At 50.6% G+C, this 20,253-nt stretch carries 18 protein-coding genes and 1 tRNA gene; 11 read left to right on the top strand and 8 right to left on the bottom strand.

What is annotated here, in order from left to right; all coding sequences use genetic code 11:
• Positions 1-129 precede the first annotated feature (129 nt).
• A complete protein-coding gene (locus HA050_RS12780; RefSeq protein ID WP_166826699.1) occupies positions 130-915 on the top strand; it encodes a 2,3-dihydro-2,3-dihydroxybenzoate dehydrogenase in 786 nt (261 codons plus the stop codon).
• 12 nt (positions 916-927) lie between these two features.
• Complete coding sequence (locus HA050_RS12775) at positions 928-1,593, top strand: 4'-phosphopantetheinyl transferase family protein (RefSeq protein ID WP_166826697.1); 666 nt, start codon at positions 928-930, stop codon at positions 1,591-1,593.
• On the opposite strand, the gene HA050_RS12770 is transcribed toward HA050_RS12775, so the two are convergent.
• Entirely contained in the window at positions 1,590-1,928 is a 339-nt protein-coding gene (locus tag HA050_RS12770; protein WP_205836426.1) for a DUF1289 domain-containing protein, read from the bottom strand. The genes HA050_RS12775 and HA050_RS12770 overlap by 4 nt on opposite strands.
• A gap of 65 nt (positions 1,929-1,993) precedes the next feature.
• The gene (locus HA050_RS12765; RefSeq protein ID WP_166826695.1) at positions 1,994-2,494 is read right to left on the bottom strand and encodes a DUF6841 family protein; all 501 of its coding nucleotides are present in this window, start codon (positions 2,492-2,494) and stop codon (positions 1,994-1,996) included.
• Between the two features lie 263 nt (positions 2,495-2,757).
• Here HA050_RS12765 and HA050_RS12760 point away from each other — a divergent pair.
• Positions 2,758-2,834 (top strand) — tRNA-Gln (locus tag HA050_RS12760).
• Between the two features lie 148 nt (positions 2,835-2,982).
• Here the strand turns inward: HA050_RS12760 and bluB are convergent.
• The 3 genes from bluB to metH all read right to left on the bottom strand — a co-directional run bounded on the left by bluB (position 2,983) and on the right by metH (position 8,306).
• The gene (bluB, locus tag HA050_RS12755) at positions 2,983-3,657 is read right to left on the bottom strand and encodes a 5,6-dimethylbenzimidazole synthase (protein ID WP_166826693.1); all 675 of its coding nucleotides are present in this window, start codon (positions 3,655-3,657) and stop codon (positions 2,983-2,985) included.
• Between the two features lie 65 nt (positions 3,658-3,722).
• Positions 3,723-4,358, bottom strand: a complete 636-nt coding sequence (locus HA050_RS12750) for an HD domain-containing protein (protein ID WP_166826691.1) — start codon at positions 4,356-4,358, stop codon at positions 3,723-3,725.
• Between the two features lie 198 nt (positions 4,359-4,556).
• Positions 4,557-8,306 (bottom strand): methionine synthase, encoded by a 3,750-nt coding sequence (metH, locus tag HA050_RS12745; protein WP_166826690.1) that lies wholly within the window; start codon positions 8,304-8,306, stop codon positions 4,557-4,559.
• Positions 8,307-8,577: 271 nt separating this feature from the next.
• On the opposite strand from metH, the gene HA050_RS12740 reads away from it, so the two are divergent.
• The 5 genes from HA050_RS12740 to HA050_RS12720 all read left to right on the top strand — a co-directional run bounded on the left by HA050_RS12740 (position 8,578) and on the right by HA050_RS12720 (position 13,733).
• On the top strand, positions 8,578-9,546 hold the full coding sequence (locus HA050_RS12740) for a quinone oxidoreductase family protein (protein WP_166826688.1): 969 nt from the start codon (positions 8,578-8,580) through the stop codon (positions 9,544-9,546).
• A gap of 3 nt (positions 9,547-9,549) precedes the next feature.
• A complete protein-coding gene (locus HA050_RS12735) occupies positions 9,550-10,146 on the top strand; it encodes a YqiA/YcfP family alpha/beta fold hydrolase (protein WP_166826686.1) in 597 nt (198 codons plus the stop codon).
• A gap of 91 nt (positions 10,147-10,237) precedes the next feature.
• Positions 10,238-11,146, top strand: a complete 909-nt coding sequence (locus HA050_RS12730) for a Dyp-type peroxidase (RefSeq protein WP_166826684.1) — start codon at positions 10,238-10,240, stop codon at positions 11,144-11,146.
• Between the two features lie 198 nt (positions 11,147-11,344).
• Entirely contained in the window at positions 11,345-12,538 is a 1,194-nt protein-coding gene (locus HA050_RS12725; protein ID WP_166826682.1) for a branched-chain amino acid ABC transporter substrate-binding protein, read from the top strand.
• Positions 12,539-12,791: 253 nt separating this feature from the next.
• Positions 12,792-13,733 (top strand): SAM-dependent methyltransferase, encoded by a 942-nt coding sequence (locus HA050_RS12720; RefSeq protein WP_166826680.1) that lies wholly within the window; start codon positions 12,792-12,794, stop codon positions 13,731-13,733.
• A gap of 66 nt (positions 13,734-13,799) precedes the next feature.
• On the opposite strand, the gene HA050_RS22380 is transcribed toward HA050_RS12720, so the two are convergent.
• Positions 13,800-15,779 (bottom strand): methyl-accepting chemotaxis protein, encoded by a 1,980-nt coding sequence (locus tag HA050_RS22380; protein WP_277344406.1) that lies wholly within the window; start codon positions 15,777-15,779, stop codon positions 13,800-13,802.
• A 147-nt stretch (positions 15,780-15,926) separates the two neighbouring features.
• Between HA050_RS22380 and HA050_RS12710 the strand changes: the two genes are divergently transcribed.
• Positions 15,927-16,715 (top strand): transporter substrate-binding domain-containing protein, encoded by a 789-nt coding sequence (locus HA050_RS12710; protein WP_166826678.1) that lies wholly within the window; start codon positions 15,927-15,929, stop codon positions 16,713-16,715.
• Here HA050_RS12710 and HA050_RS12705 read toward each other — a convergent pair.
• A complete protein-coding gene (locus HA050_RS12705) occupies positions 16,712-17,716 on the bottom strand; it encodes a patatin-like phospholipase family protein (RefSeq protein ID WP_166826677.1) in 1,005 nt (334 codons plus the stop codon). The genes HA050_RS12710 and HA050_RS12705 overlap by 4 nt on opposite strands.
• 164 nt (positions 17,717-17,880) lie before the next feature.
• On the opposite strand from HA050_RS12705, the gene HA050_RS12700 reads away from it, so the two are divergent.
• The gene (locus HA050_RS12700; protein WP_099398940.1) at positions 17,881-18,261 is read left to right on the top strand and encodes a hypothetical protein; all 381 of its coding nucleotides are present in this window, start codon (positions 17,881-17,883) and stop codon (positions 18,259-18,261) included.
• Between the two features lie 51 nt (positions 18,262-18,312).
• On the opposite strand, the gene HA050_RS12695 is transcribed toward HA050_RS12700, so the two are convergent.
• Positions 18,313-19,191 carry an MBL fold metallo-hydrolase gene (locus HA050_RS12695; protein WP_166826675.1) on the bottom strand — a complete coding sequence of 293 codons (879 nt, stop codon included), beginning with the start codon at positions 19,189-19,191 and terminating at the stop codon, positions 18,313-18,315.
• Positions 19,192-19,362: 171 nt separating this feature from the next.
• On the opposite strand from HA050_RS12695, the gene HA050_RS12690 reads away from it, so the two are divergent.
• Positions 19,363-20,253, top strand: a complete 891-nt coding sequence (locus HA050_RS12690) for a LysR family transcriptional regulator (RefSeq protein ID WP_277344404.1) — start codon at positions 19,363-19,365, stop codon at positions 20,251-20,253.

The raw sequence follows: 20,253 nt of genomic DNA, 5'->3' as shown, positions 1-20,253 counted from the left end.
AAATGAAGCTGGCGCTTACAGCCTTATTAATTATTTTAATACGAATAATTATTATTCGTATTAAAATATTGATTCAGACGGCCTGAAAAGCGTCTTGTGCCATCAGAAAACAACAAGGAAAGCCCTCTTATGCAAGATCAGCTTTATCGTGGAAAAGTAGCCATTGTGACCGGAGCGGCCCAGGGGATTGGTGCGGCTGTTGTGCAGGCTTTAGGCCGCCAGGGTGCGATTGTTGCAGCACTGGATATTCAGGCGGAGCGCTTACAGGCTGCGGCTTTGCAATATCGGGTTGAAGGCCTGGCGGTGCATGCTTATCCTGTGGATATGCGCAGCAGCAGCCGGATTAACGAGGTGGTTGGGCAAATTGAAGCTGAGCTGGGGCCGGTTGCTGTGCTGGTGAATGCCGCAGGCATATTGCATATGTCGGCCATCTGCGCGATGAGCGATGAAGATTGGGAAAACACCTTTGCGGTGAATACGCATGGTCCCTTTTATTTATCCAGAGCCGTAGCGCAGCGTATGATTCCGCGCCGCAGCGGCGCGATTGTCACGGTAGGATCAAATGCGGCTGAAGTGCCCCGGCTGCAAATGGCGGCCTATGCGGCATCAAAGGCAGCAGTGGGGCATTTTACCAAGTGCCTGGGGCTGGAGCTGGCTGAATACGGCATACGCTGTAATATTGTCTCCCCTGGCTCTACTGATACGGCCATGCAGCGCCAGCTTTGGCAAGATGAAAGCGATGTGCAAAAAGTGATAGCAGGCTCTTTGCCAGGCTATCGCACAGGTATTCCGCTGGGGCGGATTGCGGATGCGGAGGATATTGCCGCATCGGTACTCTTTTTACTCTCGCCCGGTGCCCGCCATATCACCATGCATAATTTGTGTGTGGATGGCGGGGCGACGCTGGGTATTTAACCGGAAAAATGTGTGCTGAAGATCTGGCGTGTTTATCTGGATGATGCAGCCTGGCTGAGCGGGCCAGGGCTGGCTGCGCTGGATGAGCAGGAGTATCAGCGCTGGCAAAGCCTGCGCAGGGCGCTTGATGCAAACCGTTATGCGGCTGCACATATTGCTTTACGCGCTGTTCTGGCCAGTGAGCTGGACTGCCTGCCAGGCGATATCCGCTACCAGCATAATCCATGGTGCAAGCCATTTTTGCATCATGGCCCTGCATTTTCATTAAGCCACAGCGGGGGGATTGCACTGATTGCTTTGCAGCCCCTGGGGCCTTTGGGAACAGATATCGAGCTGCATAATAATGACACTGATCCGGATTGGTTCAGTGATTTCCAAAGCCCTGCGGAGCTGAGGAAAATGACTCAGCCCTTAAGCGCAGTACAGGCTTTAAAGTTGTGGGTGCGCAAGGAGGCGGTGCTCAAGGCGTTTGGGCGGGGTTTGCATTTACCCATGTCGCAGGTGGTGCTGCCACAGTGTGAAAACCAGCGCATGCGGGCAATGATTCATTGCGATGGTGAAAACACCCTCTGGCATCTTTATGATTTGGATGTGGGTACAGAGGCTTTGGCGGCTTTAGTCAGCCGCCGCAGTTATACCGCTCAGGAATTACAAGTGAAGGACTGGCCTGCGGTTTAGCTCTGGCCACGTTCCCTGATGACCTGGGCAAGGCATTCAGGGCAAAAACAATCGCCCGGTGAGCCCGATGGCGATAACACCGGCGGGAAATCCATACACCAGCATCCCCCGTTCTGCCCGCCGCTGCCGCAGCTAAATTCTGAGCCGCAACGCTGGCATTGTTTGTTGATTAAAGGCAGGGCCAGCAAGCGTTGCCAGACGATGGTTTTTTCTGCATCTGTTGCTGCAGACCAGAGGCGAATCTCATCCAGGGTACGGCGGCAACCTGTGCAGGTTTGTGCGTCGTCCAGCTTGCACTGGCCAATGCATGGCGAGGGAACAGGGGTTTCAGACATGATCAGATCAGGCGGGCAAATGATGATTTTACCAGCCAGGCTCTGATCTTCTGTAAAATCCTTTTTTATTGCTCTATGTCGAAATACACATTTTTTAGCTGATTCGCTTCGCTTTCAGACAGATCGGCCAGATGATGCAGCGCGTTTTCTGCCGCAACCAAGGGTGGGGGCGGGGTGTTGGAGGTCTTTTCTTCAAACTGAATCACGCCTGCCATTTTCCACTCGCCATCAATACGCTTAAGTTGATAGCTGGTGCAATATTCCCACGGGCTGCCATCGGTGAGCAGTACCCGCCAGCGCAGCCTGGCAGTGGCCAGCGTTGGCGTAATTTTCAGCATGCTGACGATGGTGTAGCGTGCGTTGTGAAAGCCTTGGTTTTTATACCAGTCAAATAATATGCATGTAGTGTGATAGAGCTCTTCCAGCTTGGGCCAGTCGGTTTTTTCCCCGTTGATTAAGGAAAAAAACGGCAGGCAAAACATATCCGTTACGCCATCCACATCCAGCTTTGCGTAGACTTTGGAAAAAACCTCAAAGAATGCTTCCAGATCTTCTGTTTCATCCATGCTGCACCAAGACTTAGTCCCATGAAGATTATTGATGCCAATGGTATATGGAAAGTATTGCAATGAAAACAAGAAAGTAAGTAGAAATACTTACTGTGGTTTTCTGGATAATATCGCGCTGTATTGGCCGTGGATTGGGCCTGTAATGCGCTATAAACGGGCCCGCTGAGATGGCTGAAAGACGGATTTCTACCGGACGGCTTACAAATTTTTGCAAAAAGCTTCACAAAACAAAATTCTTCATGTAGTATGCCGATCTCTTCAGGGGAGTCGCCAAGTTGGTTAAGGCATCGGATTTTGATTCCGACATGCGAAGGTTCGAATCCTTCTTCCCCTGCCAAGAGCAAATTAAGCCGCGTAAGCGGCTTTTTTTACGTCTGAATATAAGTCATATTGGAGTTTAAAGCGTCATCCCCGAGTGTTTTTATCGGGGATCATGCCGGGTGATAATCAATTTGAAATATTGAGAGCGGGTGAGACAAGCGCGCTTAATAACTAATCGGCGTGCTGTGATCGCCTTCCGGCCAGCAGTTTTCAAAAAAGATCTGCTCTTGCTCCAGACGGCAGCCCCAGCCCAGGCGCTCCAGCGTGGGTTTTTCCGGAAACGCTTCCACCTGCCCAAGGCAAAGAATCGCAATCGGCTTGGCACCCTCCGGCATTTTCAAAAGCTTGGCAAGATCATCAGGTTCAAAAATCGATACCCAACCCATCCCAATGCCTTCCGCCCGCGCTAGGAGCCACATATTCTGGATGGCGCAGGATGCCGAGGCCAGATCCATCTCCGGCAGGGTGCGGCGGCCAAAGATATGTTTTTCGCGCCCGTCCATTAAAGCCACCACCAATACTTCGGCACATTCAGCCAGGCCATCTACTTTTAGCCGCATAAATTCCTGCTGACGGCTGGGCAGTGCCGCCGAGGTGCGTTCGCGCTCGGCATCTACCAGCGCATGCACCTGCCCGCGTAATGCATCGTCGGTGATATGCAGAAAGCGCCAGGGCTGCATAAAGCCCACCGAGGGGGCCATTTGCGCTGCTTCAATCAAGCGCGGCATCAGCCCCTCTGGCAGCGGCCCGGTTTTAAACTGACGAATATCCCGCCGCTGGCTCATCAGCCGGGTCAGGCTTTCGATTTCGCTTTCTGAAAAACGATGTGAGTTGGGCATGGGGAGTCCGGGGCTGGTGATGAGATTGTTGGTGCTTGGGCAAGCTCTTAGTGCTTTAGCCTATCTTAGAGAATTTCTGTTTCTAAGGCGGCTAAATAATTTTTCATGATTTCAATTCGCCTCAGGCCTTCTGTTTTACCTGCGCTTGTTTTTAATGTTTCAGCCGTTTTGAATAATTTTTTATAGAAATGATCAATCGTGAATTGAGCATCATCCGGCGCTCTTTCGCTGCAGAAGGGATCATGATCGGCATAAAAAGCTCTTTTCAATAAGCCTGCGGTTGCAAAGCACCTTGCGATGCCTATTGCGCCAAGACCATCCAGCCTGTCAGCGTCCTGAACGATTTTGGCCTCCAGCGTGGTGACTTCAATATTGGCGCTAAAACTGTGCCCTTCAATGGCATGGGCAATTGCTGGATAAAATTCTGCCGGATATTGAATTGAGCTTAAATATTCAATAGCACCCTCGGCCGATAATTTGGAAGCACGGCTGCGCAGCGGGCTGTCTTTGGGCACAATCACAAAATCATGCAGCCATGCCGCAGGGATAATGACTTCTAATTGGGCGTTTTCTGCGATGCCTATTTTTTTAGCCAGCTGTACAACTCTTTTAAAGTGCAGCAAATCATGGGCAGGGTCGTCACTGCTGGCGATGGTAGCCATCTTATTTTCGAATTGTTTTTCCCACTCACTGAGCTGCATTTTTTATCCAACTATTTGTATATTCAAGGTTATTGGTTGAAACCCGCCATTGCCAGGCGTGCTAAGGTCTGTTCAGCTTCGTCATTCCCGCGCAGGCGGGAATCCAGTATGGCTACTGGATTCCCGGTACAAGCAACACAGGGATTACGATTCCCAGGCAGTGGGCTGCGATTTACTCCAAATACGTTACAACAATAATCAGGCGTTATATCCCAGATTAGGTGCTAAATCTCGCTCGGCTTGCTCGATTGTTACCCCACGCCGTGCCGCATAGCTTTCTACCTGATCTTTCTCGATTTTACCCACGGCAAAGTATTGCGCTTGGGGGTGGCTAAAGTAGAAGCCGCTCACTGCTGCGGTTGGCAGCATGGCATAGCCTTCGGTGAGGCTCATGCCAATGCTGCCCGGGTCGATCAGATTAAATAAGCCGGTTTTGGGCGTGTGATCCGGGCAGGCGGGGTAGCCTGGGGCGGGGCGGATGCCCTGGTATTTTTCGTCGGTGAGATCATCCACATGCAGGTTTTCATCCGGCGCATAGCCCCATAGCTCTTTGCGGATTTTCTCGTGCATATATTCGGCAAAGCCTTCGGCAAAACGATCGGCGAGAGCCTTCACCATAATGGCGTTGTAGTCATCGTCGGCTTTTTCAAAGTGCTCTACGTGCGGTTCAATATTCAGCCCGCCGGTGACGGCAAACGCGCCGATATAGTCAGTTACGCCGCTGTCTTTTGGTGCAATAAAGTCAGCGAGGCACCAGTTAGGCTTACCAGCAGCCTTGGCGTTTTGCTGGCGCAGATTGTGCCAGGTCATCAGTCGCTCGCCGTTTTCCGGGTGGTAGATTTCAATATCGTCTTCCACGCTGTTGGCCGGGAAGAGGCCGATCACACCATTGGCTTGTACCCACTCGCCTTCAATCATTTTGGCCATGAGCGCCTGGGCGTCGGCAAACAGGGCTGTGGCAGCCTCGCCCACCACTTCGTCAGTCAGAATGCGCGGATATTTACCCGCCAGCTCCCATGCATTAAAGAAAGGGCTCCAGTCGATGTAGGGGGCGATGTCCTGCAGCGGTACTTTTTCAAAGCGCATCACACCCAGCTGCTTAGGCTTGGGCGGGGTATAGCTGGCCCAGTCGATTTCAAATTTATTGGCGCGGGCGGCCGTAATAGGCAGCAGCTTGCTCTTGCCTTTGTTTTCATGAATGGTGCGGATATTCTGGTATTCGGCGCGCAGCTTTTCCATAAAGGCAGGCTTCAGCTCGTCGCTTAACAGATTGGAGCACACGCCCACCGCGCGGCTGGCATCGGGCACATACACCACAGGGCCGTTGGCGTAGCCCGGCTCGATTTTAACGGCGGTGTGCACTTTAGACGTGGTGGCGCCGCCAATCAGCAGCGGAATATCAAAGCCCTGGCGCTGCATTTCTTTGGCCACATGGCTCATTTCTTCCAGGCTTGGGGTAATCAGGCCAGAGAGGCCAATCATATCCGCGCCGATTTCTTTGGCGGTATCAAGGATTTTTTGCGCTGGCACCATTACGCCCAGGTCGGTCACCTGATAGTTATTGCAGCGGAGCACCACGCCCACAATATTCTTGCCGATATCGTGCACATCGCCTTTTACCGTGGCCATCACGATATTGCCTTTGGCGGGCGCATCCTGCAGGCCCATGGCGATTTTTTCTTCTTCGATAAAGGGCTCCAGGTGCGCCACGGCGGCCTTCATCACACGGGCGGATTTCACCACCTGCGGCAGAAACATCTGGCCGGAACCAAATAAATCGCCTACGTGGTTCATGCCGTTCATGAGTACGCCTTCGATCACATGAATCGGGCGCTCGCAGGCGAGGCGTGCTTCCTCGGTGTCTTCCAGAATAAAGGTGGTGTTGCCGCGTACCAGTGCGTGGGTAATGCGCTCTTGCAGCGTGCCATTGCGCCAACCCAGATCCTCGGTTTTCCCTTGGCTGGCGTCGCCTTTAAAGCGCTCGGCAATGTCGATCAGGCGCTCGGTCACATCCAGATTACCATCGGTGAGCGGCGCGCCGGCACTGGTGCCAGCGGGCAACATCAGCACGACGTCTTCGATTAAATCTCGTAATTCGCGTGGTACTTCTTCATAAACTTCCAGTGCACCCGCGTTCACAATCCCCATGGTCATGCCTTTTTTAATGGCGTGATAGAGGAAAACGGCGTGGATGGCTTCGCGCACCTTATTATTGCCACGGAAGGAGAAGGACACATTTGATACGCCGCCGCTCACCTTGGCATGGGGCAGGTTCTGGTGAATCCAGCCGGTGGCTTCGATAAAGTCGAGGCCGTAGCGGGCGTGTTCTTCAATGCCCGTGGCCACGGCAAAGATATTCGGGTCGAAAATAATGTCGGCCGGGTCCATGCCTACTTCATCGACCAGAATGCGGTAGCTCTTTTCGCAGATTTCTACTTTGCGTGCATAGGTATCGGCCTGACCCACCTCATCGAAAGCCATCACAATCACGGCTGCACCGTAGTCTTTAACTAAGCGGGCGTGGTGTTTAAAGGCTTCAACGCCTTCTTTCATCGAGATCGAGTTAACAATGCACTTGCCCTGCACGCACTTCAAGCCGGCTTCGATTACATCCCACTTGGAGGAGTCGATCATGATTGGCACGCGCGAGATATCCGGCTCGGCGGCGATCAGGTTCAGGAAGGTGACCATGGCCTTATGGGCGTCCAGCATGCCCTCGTCCATATTGATGTCGATGACTTGTGCGCCGTTTTCTACCTGCTGACGCGCCACCACTAAGGCTTGCGCGTAATCGCCGTTTAAAATTAAGCGGGCAAAGGCTTTGGAGCCGGTGACGTTGGTGCGCTCACCCACGTTTACAAATAAATCGTTGTCGCCAATATTAAATGGCTCGAGGCCAGAGAGGCGGCATTTGGCCTCGATCTCAGGCAGGGCGCGTGGCGGCAGATCTTTGACTGCCGCATACATAGCGGCGATGTGTGCTGGCGTGGTGCCGCAGCAGCCGCCCACAATATTGATCAGGCCCGATTCGGCCCATTCTTTGATCGATTCGGCCATCATGGCCGGGTCTAAATCGTAGCCACCAAAAGCATTTGGTAAGCCCGCATTGGCATGGACTGAAACAAAGCTTTCAGAAATGCGGCTCATTTCTTCCACATACTGACGTAACAAATCCGGCCCCAGCGCGCAGTTCAGCCCGTAGCTGATGGCGTCGGCGTGGCGCAGGCTGTTGTAAAACGCTTCGGTGGTCTGGCCGGTTAAGGTGCGGCCGGATTGATCGGTAATCGTGCCGGAAACCATAACCGGCAGCTGATCTTCTTTGGCGATATTATTTTTGCGGAAATACTGTTTAATCGCGAACACAGCAGCTTTGGCGTTCAGCGTGTCGAAAATCGTTTCCACCAGCAGGATATCGGCTCCGCCTTTCACCAGGCCATCAATCGCCTCCAGATAGCTTTCAACCAGCGCATCAAAGGTGACATTGCGATAGCCCGGATCGTTTACATCGGGGCTGATCGAGCAGGTGCGGTTGGTTGGGCCTAATACCCCGGCGCAGTAGCGCGGCTTGTTGGGGGTTTTTGCGGTTTGCGCCACGCATAAATCTTTTACCAGCCTGGCAGCGGCAAAATTAAGCTCCCAAACCAGGCTTTCCATCTCGTAATCGGCCATGGCGATCGAGGTGCCGTTAAAGCTATTGGTCTCGATAATATCCGCGCCCGCATCCAGATAGGCCTGATGGATTTCGCTGATAATCTGTGGCTGGCTCAGCACCAGCAGATCGTTATTGCCCTTTACATCACAGTGCCAGCCGGCAAAGCGCTCCCCGCGGTAATCGGCTTCTTGCAAATCGTAAGCCTGAATCATCGTACCCATGCCGCCGTCTAAAATCAGAATGCGCTGTTTGAGCTGGTTGTGTAGTTCTGAATAAAGACTCTGGTGGCGGGTCATAAGCGTATCCAATCTGGGCTTAATACAAAGCTGGCAATTTTACCATGGTAAGGCCAGGTTTTTGGCCTGCCCGGGAGGGCTTTTACGTGATGATGGGCTTTTTACACTTTTTAAGGTTCTTGCCGTGGGTCTGCTTATTAATTTGCATTTGGCCTGCGTAATTTCAATTAATTCCGGTGCGGTAAGCTTGCACTCGCGCTATGGTTTGTCTTTTGCTTGTTTGTTTTTAGCTGGATTATTTTGTCAGCTTTCTCTACTCAAAGGAAAAGTGATGCAAACTCAGGTGATTCGTATCCATCAGCATGGTGATAGCAGCGTTATGCAGCTTGAAACTTCCTCAGTAGCAGCGCCTCAGGCAGGGGAGGTCTTGCTGAAACAAACTGCAATTGGCGTTAATTTTATTGATACTTATCATCGCTCGGGCTTATATCCGCTCAGCCTGCCTTCTGGTTTAGGTGTTGAAGCGTGCGGTGTGGTCGAGGCGATTGGTGCGGGTGTGACTGAATTTAAGCCTGGTGACAGGGTAGCTTATGCAGGCGGCGCGCCGGGGGCTTACGCCGCGCACCGGGTGATGCCTGCAGAAAAACTGGTGTTTGTTCCGGCCGGGGTGAGTGATGAGATTGCAGCAGGAACTCTGCTGCGGGGAATGACTGCACAATATTTGCTTAAGAAAACTTTTCCTGTGCATGTAGGGCAAACCATTTTATTTCATGCTGCTGCCGGTGGGGTAGGGCAGCTGGCCTGCCAGTGGGCGCGGGAGCTGGGCGCGACTGTGATTGGTACGGTGGGTTCTGAAGAAAAAGCAAAGATTGCGGGCGCCTATTGCGATCATATTATTGGTTACGAGCACTTTTCTGAGCAAGTGCGTGAAATAACAGGTGGCAAGGGCGTTTCTGTGGTGTATGACGGAGTAGGGGCGGATACTTTTGCTGGATCACTGGATTGCCTGGCCGTACGCGGCATGCTGGTGAGTTTTGGAAATGCATCCGGGCCTGTACCTGCTTTTGAGCCCGCCATTCTGGCTCAAAAAGGTTCGCTTTTCTTTACACGTCCTACACTGGGACATTACACCTCAACAAGAGCCGAACTGGTGAATACAGCAGCAGATTATTTCCATGCCGTGCGTCGTGGCTTACTGAAGCCGGAAGTTGGCCAGAGCTACGCATTAGCCGATGCCGCACAGGCTCATCAGGATTTAGCGCTGCGTAAAACGCAAGGCTCTACCTTATTACGGCCTTAAACAATGTCATACCGCCCGCACATTATTTATCTGCATGGATTTTTATCCAGCCCCCTATCCCAAAAAGCGCAGGAAATGGCCGCATGGATGAGTGAGCAGGGCTTGCAGGATTATTTTCATTGCCCGCAGCTGCCTATGGATCCCAATGCTGCGGGGGTGATGCTTCAGGGTTTGTTTTTTCATTTAGCAAACGAAGATGTTTGTGTGGTTGGCAGCTCTTTGGGTGGATTTTTTGCTACATGGGCCGCAGAAACCTTTGCGTGCAAGGCGGTATTGATTAATCCTGCGGTAAGACCTTATGAAAGAATTAATGAATATTTAGGCCCGCAGCGTAATTATCAAACCGGTGAAATACATATCATCGATATTCGTTTTGCGGACCAGCTCAAAGAGTTTGAGCGTCAGCCAAGCCAGCCAAACCGGTACTGGCTGCTGACTCAGACGGGTGATGAGGTGCTGGATTATCAGGCCGGAGTGAACTATTACTCTGCTTGTCGTCAAACGATCATCAAAGGGGGCGATCATGGTTTTGCAGATTTTCAGCAGTGGCTGCCCGAAATATGGGGCTTTGCCCAGGGCAAAGAAAACTGCATAGGGTGATGGCTTGCATGGCTGGGTTTTAACAATATTGAGTGTTTTTAAGGCGGAATGCTCCGCCTGATGTCTGAGATTTTTGCTTAAGGATTAAAGCATGACTCCACAAAGTGGAATTCTTCCTCCCGCCAACGGGCACGCGCTATTTACTTTATTCCGGCGGCGTTTGGGCAGGCGTGCTGATGCACGCTTAAAAGCGCTTCTGGCCAGTGTTTCAGACCGGATTATTCATTTACAGGGTGAAGACCCGCAAGCCAGCGGAGTGATTGCTTTTGGCCCTCATGTCTGGCCGGAGCTTTACAGCAGTAAGCCGGCTTTGCTGCGTGATTTTCCTTCCATATCAGGCGCCATTCACCCCGCTCCGGCCAGTGAGGTTGATGTACTGCTTCATTTGCGCGGTGAGCGCTATGATTTGCTGCACGAGTTTGCTGATCAGCTGAGTGCTGAAATGTCAGAATGGCTGGATGTGATCGAAACCGTGCATGGTTTTCGCTACCGGGATGCCCGTGATTTAACCGGCTTTGTGGATGGTACTGAAAACCCGGTTGGTGAAGAGCGGGCAGAAGTGGCCCTCCTGGCTGATGGTGATTGGGCGGGCGGCAGTTATATTCATTTGCAGCGCTATGTGCACCGTATGGAGCAATGGAAAAAACTCCCGGTGCGCCAGCAGGAAGCTGTGATTGGACGCACTAAAGACACGAATGAAGAATTACCGGATGAAGACAGGCCGCATACAGCGCATATCAGCCGGGTGATTATTGAAGAAGACGGCGAAGAGCTGGCGATGCTCAGGCATTCAATGCCCTATGGCTCACCAGGTGGCGACAAAGGGCTGTATTTTATTTCTTACTGTAAAACACCTGTTGTGTTTGAAAAAATGCTGACCAGAATGGTGGCCCCCACATCAGATGGCAGAGTTGACCATATGCTCAATTTTACTCGTGCTGTGACGGGGGCTGCATTTTTTGCCCCAAGTATTGAGCAGCTGAAGCAGTTACAAAAATAAAAAGCAGGCGGCTTATGTGGGGTTTTTTCACCGCATATAGTCGCTGTAGCTTGCATTTTAAGCGGTGTTGCGGCTTAACTTGCTTTTTGCTGGCATCTTTTGCATGGACCAAGCAAAACCCTGTTCAGGAAACCCCCGATTGCTGTAAAAAATGAACACGATCACATTGCATAAACACATTCGAGGGGAGTTTTGTTTATGCAATTCGTTCAGAAATCGGCAGCTTTATCTGCGGCCCTTGCTTTAGCGCTGACAGCTTGTGGCCAAAAGCCAGAAAGCAACACCGCTGCATCTGCCCCAGCGCCCGCTGTAGCTGCTGCTGGTGATTCTTCGGTCGTCAAAATTGGTTTTGCTGCACCGCTTACAGGGCCACAAGCGCATTACGGCAAGGGCTACCAAAATGGTGTGCAGCTGGCCATTGACGATGTAAACGAAACAAAACCGACTCTGGATGGTAAGGCTGTTAAATTTGAGCTGGTGGCCGAAGACGATATGGCCGATCCAAAAACAGCGACTCAGGTTGCTGAGAAATTTGTAGATGCAAAGGTTGCAGGGATTATCGGCCACTTTAATTCTGGCTGTGCCATTCCGGCTTCTAAGATTTACTCCGATGCGGGCCTGCCGCAAATTGCCATGGCCACCGCGCCTGCTTATACCGCTCAAGGCTTTAAAACCACATTCCGCTCGCTGACTTCTGACTCTCAGCTTGGCTCGGTCATTGGTAAATATACAGTAGAAAAACTTGGCGCTAAGAAGATTGCCATCATTGATGACCGCTCTGCTTACGGCCAGGGCCTCGCTGATGAATTTGAAAAAGCAGCCAAAGCCGCAGGCGCTGAAATCGTTAAACGTGAATTTACCAGCGATAAAGAAACCGATTTCACTTCGATTCTGACCTCCATCAAGGGTGCTAAGCCAGACGTGATCTTCTACGGTGGCACCGATGCACAATCCGGCCCGATGGCCCGTCAAAAGAAACGTTTAGCTATTGCAGCTCCCATTGTTTCAGGTGAAATGACCCGCTCAGATACCTTCCTGAAATTAGCTGGCCCGGATGCTGAAGGCACGATTGCTGCGCTTGCAGGCCAGCCATTAGATTTAATGCCAGGCGGTAAAGATTTTGCCGCCCGTTATAAAGCCAAGTACGGCGAGCTGGAAATTTACACTCCGTACGGCTACGACTCTACCCGCCTGATGCTGGCCGCAATGCAGGCAGCTGGCTCGGCCAGCCCTGCTAAATACCTGCCTGTGCTGGCTAAAATCAAGCACAGTGGTGTGACATCAAGCAATATCAGCTTTGACGATAAAGGCGATTTGCAAGACGGCAGCCTGACGGTCTACAAAGTAAAAGGTGGCAAGTGGGAAGTATTGGAAACACTTGGCGGTAAGTAAGATTACGCCAGCCTGCTTGCAGGCTGGCTTGCAAGACTCTCTCTTCGTGCAAACTGGTCCGCTGGTTTGCATTTTTTTATGCTTGTACACCACCAGTCGAAATGAGCCTCAGGCAAAATCCAAATCTGCACCCCGGTGAAAAGGGAGAATACGAAGGGCTAAGCAGAAAATTATGAACAAGGTTTTCTCCGTGCCACTTCGTGTCACGGTGTTCTCTGTGGTTTAAGATTTGGGTTTTCTCAGGAGTATCGCTTTGAATGATAAAACCCCTGAGCAGCAGTGGCAGTGGCTGCAGAGCGGGCCGGGTTTGGCAGCTTTAAGCGAGGCTTGCCCACAGGATTGGCTGTTGGTGCGTGATGAGCTGGCGGCGGTTTTTGCGCGGCGCAATCCGGCTGAGCTGAAGCAATTGGTTGAACGCTCTTCACAGAGAATGAAACCCGATGCGAGGTTTTTATCGGGCGAGCGAAATGGCCGTGCTTTTGCAGATTTTGTCCGTGCTCAAATTCGCCAGCGTATGACGGAACTCGCCCTGCGCCAATATGCTTTTTCTGCTGCTACAGGCGTATATCAGGGCAAAGTAAGGTTTAATTTCTTTAATGGTTTTCTGGCGCAAAAATTATTATTTGAGCATGATTTAGTCAGAAAACCGGTGTCGATGCGGGCATTTAAGTGCATCTGGCCGCTTTTATGGCAAAAGCGGCTTTTGATGCCGCTGGTAGAAAAACGTGGGATTTATTGTTTTTACAGCCGAGGGCTGATTGCAGGATTAGCCCGGATCATCGGCCAGCGCAGTTGCTTGGAAATTGCGGCAGGAGACGGCACGCTCAGCCGGTTTTTAAGTGATGAAGGCGTGGATATCACCGCCAGCGACGATTTTAGCTGGGGAAAAGTGCTGCAATATCCCGAATCTGTACAGCGCCTGGATGCTGCCGCCGCCATTGCCCGATTTAATCCACAGGTGGTGATTTGCTCTTGGCCGCCATCGGGAAATCGTTTTGAAAAACAGATCTTTCGCACCCGCAGCGTAGAAACTTATATCGTATTGGGCAGCCATTCACGCTTTATTACCAGCAATTGGGCCGATTATGAAGCACAAACGGCGTTTGACTGGCAGGAAGACGCCGTACTCAGCAAGCTGGTTCTGCCGCCTGAGTTAAAAGCCGGGGTATGGATATTTCAGCGTAAAAGTGCCTGAGCGTTTATCAGAGCGTTCCGCGCTTTGCAAAAGCGGTGGTGAATACAAAGCAACTCCATCGCCTGCTTAAATCTTTAATTTGCTGACGCTCTCTTGCAAACGAGATGCTACATGTTGCAGCTCTTCAGAGGCGTGCAGGCCTTTTTCGGTGTAGGCGCGGCTGCCATCTGCTTCCCTGGCAATCGCCTCAACGTGCATCGCCACATGTTCGCTGGCGGTGCGCTGCTCTACCAGGGTATCGCTGATTGAGCGTAATTGCCCAACCACACCACTCATTTGCTCGCGCATGGTGTTTACTGACGCGCTGATTTTTTGCGACATATTGCTGTTTCGTTCTACCTCGGCCACGCTGTGGTTCATGCTGCTGACGGCATCTTGTGTGGCGTGCTGAACCTTGCCGAGAACACCAACAATTTCAGCTGAAGAGCTGGAAGTTCTTTCGGCCAGCTTGCGTACTTCATCTGCAACAACGGCAAAGCCCCGTCCTTGCTCTCCTGCCCTTGCGGCTTCAATAGCAGCGTTAAGCGCAAGCAAATTGGTTTGGTCGGCAATTTCACGGATCACGCCCACCAATGATGATATGCGCGTGGATTCGGTACTCAGGTGATTAATGCTGCTGGATACGGTGTTAATGCTGTCGGCAATTTGCTGCATCTGGCCAAATGCCGAGTCCACTTCTGCTACGCTTTGAATTGCCTGAGCTTCAGATTTTGTCCCAAGCTCCAGTGCATTGGTGGCATAAGATGCACTCTCCGCGATGCTGGTGGATAACTGTTCCACCGCACTGGAAACCATTTGAGTTGTTTCACTTTGCCGCACCGCCATATCGGCAATGCTGGCCACTGTTTTGGCGTATTCAATAGCGATATCGCCCAATAATGTAGTGGCGATTTGCGTTTCGGCCACCATGCTTCGCAAATCGCTTTGCATGCTATCAATGGCTTGCAGCAGGCTGCCCTGATCTGAAGGTGGAATCGGCACGGCCAGATTACCCGCAGCAATCAGCTTGACCAGGGCGACAACCGTATTGGGATCGCTGCCAAGCTGCATACTGAGTGCCCGATAAAATGCCCAGCCGAGCAAAATGGTGAGTATCAGTGCGGCAATCGCCGCGCCCACATAATTGTTGCGCTGGCTGGTGAGGCCATCAACCCGTATTTGCAAAAGCTTATTGAGCGCCGCTTGCAGGTCTTTATTCAGCTCTGCCTGAGCATTGCTGCCCTGCGAGTGTTGCTGTAACAGAGCCGGCAATGTTTCAGCGTTCAGATTTTCTAATGCCTCCGGGCTAAGCTGGCTTTGCAGCTTGTTGTACTGGCTGCTCATGGTATTTAAATGATCATCAAAACGCTTATTCATTTCTGCGTTGTAACTGCCAACACGAATTAGATTTCCGGTAATCAAGCTAAGGTTTTGCTGGGCAAGCGGCCTTAGTTCGATAAGGCGGGTGGCCTGGTCGGCATTTTCTGTTTTGAGGGTAATGGCTCCTCGCGCCATATGTTCACCCAGTAAATCCTGATAGGCAGGTAAGCGAAAGCAAACGCTATCCATCAGGTAATAGGTGTCAATATCCGGATCAAGGGTGAGGTTGGATTGATCGCAAGCGTCAGATATATGTTGGGTAATCAGGCTGGATATTGTGGCGTAGCTTTGCTCAGCGCTTTTGGGATCTGTAGCATTTTGTTTGCGAAATTCTTCCCATCCCTGGCGTAAAGCGCTTCTTTGCTTATCAAAGCTTAAATCCTGAGCTAACTGGCTTTGCTCCGCACTACCCAGTGTTTTTTCAAACTCACCAATCCACGCGCTGTCATTGCCTGGCTGCCCTGCTGCTTTGGCTGCCCGCAGAGTTTGCAGGCTGGTTTGCAAACTCAGCCATGGCTGAATATAGGCCATGCCTTGCTGCTCGCGGGCAGAGAAAAGATGGTTGGTTTCGGTCACTTTATAAAGTGAGTAGCCCAGAAAACAAATGCCAATTGCGATTACAAGGCCCATTACGGCGAATCGGGCAGGGTAGCTGAGTGAGCGCATGAATCGTATTAAGTAGTTCATTAGCATGCCACCGTTGATTCAGAACTAGCACATTAGGCTTGATTGGGCTTTTCTTTATCTTTATTTTCTTAATAGCCAGCTAAAAGGATTATTGGCTTTATTTAATATTCATCTATTATGAATCAAGGACAGCTAAAGGCTAAGATTATGTATAAGCCATGTATCTTTTTATTTCTGGTCAGCTTTGCACATGCGGAAGTGATTGATCTTCATTTAATGAACCGGCGTGATCAACAGCAGCAGTATTATCATCGTTTATTACAGGAATCATTACAGGCAGAAGGGCATAAGGTCAATGTCATTTCAGAGCCGGAAATGCCTGTGGCTCGTGTCAATAAGCTATTAGAGGGCGGTGATTTATCTGTACACTGGTTTTTACAAACAGCAGAGCGGGATAAGCGTTTCTTACGCGTTGATATTCCTTTAAGCTTTGGCCTGATTGGCCAGCGTTTATTGCTGATTAAAAAAGGGCAATCTGCAGCCTATTCCAGAGTGAAAACACTGGCAGATTTGCAGGCTATGAATAAACGCGCTGGTATGGCTCAGGGCTGGTTTGATGTGATGGTCTGGAAAGAAAACCAATTGCCTGTGTATGAGCAAATTGGTGATTGGCAAGTCTTGTTTAAGCTTTTGGCGGCAGGTAACCGGGATGTCGATTATTTTCCGCGTGGTGCGATAGAGATTCTGGATGATTTGGCTGCACATCCGGATTTAGAGATTGAGCCTGATTTGCTGTTAAGTTACGAGCGCGATTTTGTTTTTTATGTTTCCCCGCGCTATCCCCAGCTCAGAAATCAGATTGAAAAAGCATTACAGGCGGCGCTGGCAAGTGGTTTGCAACGCCGCCTTTTCGATCAGTTGCTTTTCCCTAAAGTAAAGCAACTTAATTTAAATAAAAGAACAGTTATTAATTTAAATACTTCCAGTAAATATTAATTCATTAAGTGTGCCAGTTTAGCGGCAGCGTAATTTTTTGCGGCCAGATATCCTGTCTGATAGAGCCTGTCCATATTGCTTCTGGACCAGTCAAATACATCCGGCAGATCTTTTTCTGCAATAGCATCAATTAAGGGTACTTTATGCAGGGTAATGCCGTCGCTATGCAGGGCTTCAAATAATTTAATATCGTCCCGGGCAATTTCTACCAGCGGGGTAATGATAGACATCACCCATGCATCATATAAATCTTTGGGTTTGCGGAGTAATTTTTCCGCACCCAGCAAATCAAAAACAATGATTTCTTCTAATTCAGGGTGATTTTTGCGCAGGTCTTTAAAGTTAAGGCAGTCAATTGCTGCGCCTTCGATATAAAAATCGCCATTGATTTCGGTAGGCGGATAAAGATAGGGAAAAGACAATGCGGCTTGTAAATGCTTTAAATCAATTTGCCTGCGCGGCCAGTTTTCCATTTGATGCTGGCTCAGGTTATAGGCATTAAGCCAGAAATGGGCATCGCTGTTTTTCAGTGCTTCAAAATCAATTATTTGTTCGGCAAAGGGTACATGAGCACAGAGGCCCAGTGAATCGCTGCTTAAATCACTGGGGCTGGCGCTGGCTAAGGCCAGAGCAGCTCCGTCTTTTAATGTTTGCGCCCAGGGATTGCTGGCTGGCCATTGCTGCATCATTTGCAGTAATGGATTGGCCGCCAGCGCCTGGCGGTAGGCCCCGGCCATGGGGCCAGGCTTATGAAAAACTTTAAAGTTCACCGGGAAAGCGCGATAGATAAAATCTGCCACGCCCATTTCTTTCAGGCCGCGCAGTGTGCTTACAACATCGCCGTTCTTCGGAGCAATATACATCAGGCCAAGCAGTGCCCCGGCCCCCGCTGTAGAGATAACATCCACCTTTACCCCAAGTTCGTGAAAGGCTTCTAAGGCCCCTGCGATCAGGGTGGAGTTGGGTGCACCCCCACTAATAATTAATGCTGTACGCGCCATGGCTTTCCCCAATAAATAGTTTGCTTACGCATAAACAATACTCCGCTTTGTTGCACTGCGTTATCTCATTTAAGCTAGCAGTAGTATGCACTTTCTTTGCCAGTGTGCAGATTTTTATCTGCTAGAACACAGTAAGGCCATGCTTAAGGCGAAGGAGTTTTATCATGAAGAACGAGAGTCCGCGTGGGAAGGTGAGTATTTTGTCCCGGGTTGATTTTATTCGTGTTGCATCTGCACAGTTAAGCGATGCAGTTTTGTTTCTGACTTACGATACAACGGATGAGCGAACGACTAAATCACGGGGGGCTTTGATCGATTATTTGAGTGATGCGGGCATGATTACGGTGGCGCAGGCGCTGGAAGAGCATCATTCTATTGTGATGTTTGAGCTTGCCAGTGATGCGGTGCGTGCATGGCAGCAAATTAATGATCACAGCCATGCGGTCGCTGCACATGTGTTCTGGCATGGCCTGCAGGATGATGCCGTGCATTCTGCTGTGATTGCGGCAAAGCCCAGGGAAGTAAGCCCTTTGGCGCATCATTAAATAAAAAAGCCCGGAAGATTTCCGGGCTTTTGTTTTACATCAGGTGAGTACTTACCACTTCATTTCGCCTTTGTTGACCTTTGCGCCAATTTCCAGCGCCATGCCAAGGCCGGCATCCGGATAGCGTTTTTTCATGGCCGCAATCAGCGCTGCAGAGTCTTTGGCTTTTGCCAGCTCAAGATCGTAGGCTTTCAGGTAGTCACGGTTGTATTGCAGATGCTCAACAGTGAACGTTGTACCGGCTTTAAAGTGGCCTGGAACAACCACTTCAGGCTTCAGGCTTTCCATTTTATCAATCACTTTCAGCCATTGTGCGCGCTTGGATACAGATGCATCGTCCGCAGTCCACAGGTGGAAGTTACCAAATACAGATACGCCGCCAGCGATGGTTTTGATCGATGGAATCCATACAAAACTGTGCTCTGCATTATCGTCATCCAGACCAACTACTTCTAATTTTTCACCATCCACAGTCAGTGTGTTGCCTGATAACAGCGCAGGAACAACCGGGTGCTTAGGAGCGTTTGTTCCTAAGATCGGGCCCCAGTAAGCCATTTTCTTTGGCAGTGTTTGCTTGATGTGAGCCACTGTGGGGGCGCTGGCTACAATTTTTACGCCAGGGAAAGCCTGTGTGATCACTTCAAGGCCGAAGTAATAATCAGGGTCACCGTGGCTGATATACACAGTGGTTAGTTTCTTGCCGCTGGCCAGAATATTGGCAACAACACGGTGGGCATCAGCGAGGGTAAATTGTGCATCAATCAGGATGGCTTCGGTCTTACCTGTTACCAGAGTAGAGGCCACACCAAAGGTGCTTGGATCAGGATTTGCATAAACTTCAAGTTTTAAAGGCGCTTCAGCGGCCTGAGCAGCGGCGATCAGGCCAAAAGACAGAGCAAGTGTGGATAAAACAGCAGCAGGTTTAAGCATGATTTGTTTCCTTGAATGTGTTTGGTTTTGCAATGGACGCTAGATTAGTTGTATACCGGGCACAGAAAAAGCCCAAATCAGGCGTTAGTTTGTTGCATAATTCGAGCAGATGATCAATCTGCAAAAGGAGCAGCACATGCTGTTACCAGGATGATGGACAGGCTGACCGCAATGCGGGTGTTTATTGAGGTAGTGGATCAGGGAAGCTTGACGGCTGCTGCAGATAAACTGGATATGTCGCGGGCCATGGTTTCCCGCTATCTGGCTGAGCTGGAAGCGTGGCTGGGGGTGAGATTATTGCACCGCTCCACCCGCAGCACAGGCCTGAGCAGCGCAGGGCAGGATGCTTTGCCGCGATGCAGGCAAATGCTGGAGCTGGCTGATGATGTGCAGGGAATCACGCATAATCTGAACGCGGCGCCACATGGTTTGATTCGTGTGGCGAGCAGCAATTCCTTTGCTCAATCGCATTTAGCGGCTGCTGCAGCGGCTTTTGTTACACAGTACCCGGATACCCAGGTCGAGCTGATTGTGGGCGACAGAAGCATCAATCTGGTCGAGGAGCGGATTGATTTAGCGATTCGGATTACCAACGATGTTGATCCCAATCTGATCGCCAGAAAATTAAGCATTTGCAGGTCTGTTGTGTGTGCCACACCGGCCTACCTGGCAAAGCACGGCACTCCCCTGCATCCGGAAGACTTATTGCAGCATCAATGCTTAAGCCATGCTTTTTTTGGCAGAAATGGCTGGCGCTTTACTAAAAATGGCGAGCCTTTTTTGGTGAATGTGACCGGGGCGATTAGCGCGAATGATGCAAATGTAATTTTACAAGCGGCTCTGGCTGGGGCGGGTATTGCGCATCAGCCCACTTTCAGCGCAGCACCCTATATAGAATCGGGTGAGCTGGTTCATTTACTGCCGGATTATCAGTCTGATGAGCTGGGGATTTATGGGCTGTATACCTCAAGACGGCATATGCCCAATATTTTGCGCAGCCTTTTAGATTTTCTGGCCGGGCGCTTTGGCAGCAAGCCAGGCTGGGATCAGTTTTTGCAATAG

It is taken from the genome of Iodobacter violaceini, from assembly GCF_011601265.1.
In the GTDB taxonomy this organism is placed as follows: Bacteria; Pseudomonadota; Gammaproteobacteria; order Burkholderiales; family Chitinibacteraceae; genus Iodobacter; species Iodobacter violaceini.
This window is presented reverse-complemented; position numbering and strand designations above follow the sequence as displayed.

Excerpts from the sequence above, each read along its gene's own strand:
- HA050_RS12770 (WP_205836426.1), bottom strand. The coding sequence starts at position 1,928 with ATGTCTGAAACCCCTGTTCCCTCGCCATGCATTGGCCAGTGCAAGCTG.
- HA050_RS22380 (WP_277344406.1), bottom strand. The coding sequence starts at position 15,779 with ATGAACTACTTAATACGATTCATGCGCTCACTCAGCTACCCTGCCCGA.
- HA050_RS12725 (WP_166826682.1), top strand. The coding sequence starts at position 11,345 with ATGCAATTCGTTCAGAAATCGGCAGCTTTATCTGCGGCCCTTGCTTTA.
- HA050_RS12700 (WP_099398940.1), top strand. The coding sequence starts at position 17,881 with ATGAAGAACGAGAGTCCGCGTGGGAAGGTGAGTATTTTGTCCCGGGTT.
- HA050_RS12780 (WP_166826699.1), top strand. The coding sequence starts at position 130 with ATGCAAGATCAGCTTTATCGTGGAAAAGTAGCCATTGTGACCGGAGCG.
- bluB (WP_166826693.1), bottom strand. The coding sequence starts at position 3,657 with ATGCCCAACTCACATCGTTTTTCAGAAAGCGAAATCGAAAGCCTGACC.
- HA050_RS12735 (WP_166826686.1), top strand. The coding sequence starts at position 9,550 with ATGTCATACCGCCCGCACATTATTTATCTGCATGGATTTTTATCCAGC.
- HA050_RS12690 (WP_277344404.1), top strand. The coding sequence starts at position 19,363 with ATGCGGGTGTTTATTGAGGTAGTGGATCAGGGAAGCTTGACGGCTGCT.
- HA050_RS12740 (WP_166826688.1), top strand. The coding sequence starts at position 8,578 with ATGCAAACTCAGGTGATTCGTATCCATCAGCATGGTGATAGCAGCGTT.
- HA050_RS12710 (WP_166826678.1), top strand. The coding sequence starts at position 15,927 with ATGTATAAGCCATGTATCTTTTTATTTCTGGTCAGCTTTGCACATGCG.
- HA050_RS12750 (WP_166826691.1), bottom strand. The coding sequence starts at position 4,358 with ATGCAGCTCAGTGAGTGGGAAAAACAATTCGAAAATAAGATGGCTACC.
- HA050_RS12705 (WP_166826677.1), bottom strand. The coding sequence starts at position 17,716 with ATGGCGCGTACAGCATTAATTATTAGTGGGGGTGCACCCAACTCCACC.
- metH (WP_166826690.1), bottom strand. The coding sequence starts at position 8,306 with ATGACCCGCCACCAGAGTCTTTATTCAGAACTACACAACCAGCTCAAA.
- HA050_RS12730 (WP_166826684.1), top strand. The coding sequence starts at position 10,238 with ATGACTCCACAAAGTGGAATTCTTCCTCCCGCCAACGGGCACGCGCTA.
- HA050_RS12765 (WP_166826695.1), bottom strand. The coding sequence starts at position 2,494 with ATGGATGAAACAGAAGATCTGGAAGCATTCTTTGAGGTTTTTTCCAAA.
- HA050_RS12695 (WP_166826675.1), bottom strand. The coding sequence starts at position 19,191 with ATGCTTAAACCTGCTGCTGTTTTATCCACACTTGCTCTGTCTTTTGGC.